General features: G+C 32.7%; 4 protein-coding genes. All 4 read right to left on the reverse strand.

Features of this window, described 5'->3' with window-relative positions:
• Positions 1-214 precede the first annotated feature (214 nt).
• Entirely contained in the window at positions 215-661 is a 447-nt protein-coding gene (locus QVO39_RS01485) for a hypothetical protein (protein WP_021902717.1), read from the reverse strand.
• 6 nt (positions 662-667) lie between these two features.
• Positions 668-862 carry a hypothetical protein gene (locus QVO39_RS01490; RefSeq protein WP_288171444.1) on the reverse strand — a complete coding sequence of 65 codons (195 nt, stop codon included), beginning with the start codon at positions 860-862 and terminating at the stop codon, positions 668-670.
• A gap of 37 nt (positions 863-899) precedes the next feature.
• Positions 900-1,385 (reverse strand): hypothetical protein, encoded by a 486-nt coding sequence (locus tag QVO39_RS01495; protein WP_021902719.1) that lies wholly within the window; start codon positions 1,383-1,385, stop codon positions 900-902.
• Positions 1,386-1,585: 200 nt separating this feature from the next.
• Entirely contained in the window at positions 1,586-1,879 is a 294-nt protein-coding gene (locus QVO39_RS01500) for a hypothetical protein (protein WP_021902721.1), read from the reverse strand.
• Between the last annotated feature and the right edge of the window lie 96 nt (positions 1,880-1,975).

A 1,975-nucleotide genomic window follows, 5' to 3' on the forward strand; every position in this document is an offset into this window, starting at 1 on the left:
AATCTTGTAGCAAGGCTACTAATGTTCTCTCCTGTGTCTAGGCATTCACGTATTACCTTGACCTTAAAAGCATCATCATATGCTTCTCTCTTTTTACTCGTGAGATTCTTTTCTGCCATATTTTCGCATGGTTTGTGTGTCTACTATTTCAGGAGAGGACACTTTAACATATAAATACTTAGTTGTATCTTATATAATAAACGTAGTTTAAATTCTATTCTAATTGTTCTATACATTCTAATTCATATGTCCCGTTGATAACTAATTTCCCTCCAATGGATCTTGCCATTCTTAGAAGAATGCTTGCAACCTCTTTTGTCATTTTTTTTTCTATCGATATGCTGACAATTCCATCTAAATGGTCATATTTGATTATTAAATCATGACAAGATCGAACTATTTTACTTGTTCCATAAACAATAGTTCTATTTAATGAGTCAAGAACAGTTTTAAGAGCCCATTGAGGAACTTCGTCAAGATTATTTTTTCGGTAAACTCCATCTTCTGTATCTTCATACCAAACAAAAAGATCTTTGTTGTCTTTGATAAACTCCAACCATTTATTGTATTCGAGACATCCAATAGGACGTTCCTTAGGGAACACATACTTTGCCCCAACTATTTCGATAATATCACCCCTTTTAATTTCCTTTTTCTTCATAATATTTCATTTAATAAAGTCTTCCAAAGCTATTATTTCAAACTTAATCTTTGGATAAACTACATTTAATTTTGTTATCCATTCTTTTTTTAATACGCTTGTAATATTTGCTTTTGGCATATAAAGGTAGTATCCCCAAAAGATTGTAAGGCAGACTGCTCCTTTCAATTGCGAATGTACTTTTTTCGCTTTGCTTCCCATAAAAGATAGAACTATAAAGTATAGATTTCTCCTATTATCATACATTGTAGAGGGGTTGAATGGATGGTAATTGTTCCTTCAGTTTAATGTAGTATGGAAGCCAGTCTTTGTATTGATCTCTATAGAAAATTTCATCACACATCAATATCTTATCATTTAATCCATTATCATTGCATAGCTTTGAAATAATTAAGCCTCTGAGTTGAACATCTAGAGCACCAGAAAGAATTCCGACTCCTCTATCTTGCCAAACCTTACCCTCCAATGTTAGTTCATTCATCCTCTTTAATATATTTGGAAGAGAGGAATAATGTTCTATAAAGTGCTTGCCCTTTTCCTCATAATAGTTGATGTAAGAGTTCGCAAAATCGAGTAAATTAACCTCATCATCTAATTTCCTGGGATCATTCATGCTAAAGTTAACCTTGTCAGAGACTGTAGATAAAAAATACTTCTTTTCATCATAAAAAAACCTCTTTTTAATTGCTGCTTTCCCAAAAAGTGAAATGATGTTTTCTTCCACATTGGCAATTGAGATACTAACACCTGATATATATATCCCCCCCCAGATCCAAAAAGTTTATAAAGAATGTCACTACGTAGTTTTCGGTTTTCATTACATATGTCGGATCTCCACCACTTTTAACGCCCTTGTATCCATATTTGTCAAAGTGTGAATCAAAAGCCCCAAATACGATTCCCTTTTTCTCTGATTTAACCATATTATCTTGCAATATCTATTCTTTGTATTTCAACACTTAAAAGATTATCAATACCATGGTCGTGTATTCTATATATGTTATCTGCCTTTATCTGTTTTTCTTTTGTGTTAACATTCAAGTTTTCTCTGCCATACATAACTCTCATTGTTTGATGTTTATTCTTAACAATCGCCCTAAAGCCTTCTATTTGTCTTTTGGTATAAGAGGTAGTGCCGCTGAGTTTGTTTTCTATTATGAAAGCATCGACTATGTTGTCAAAAGCGTCATACTTAATCAATGCGATGTCTGCTTTCATATACCCATTAGCCGTTTGACATTTTGAGGCACTTCATTTAGCCATTGCCTCATTTCTCTTTTAATTTCTATTCCATACATTATTTACGTTTGTATT

The organism is Porphyromonas sp. CAG:1061 (assembly GCF_000435035.1).
Taxonomy (GTDB): domain Bacteria; phylum Bacteroidota; class Bacteroidia; order Bacteroidales; family Porphyromonadaceae; genus Porphyromonas_A; species Porphyromonas_A somerae.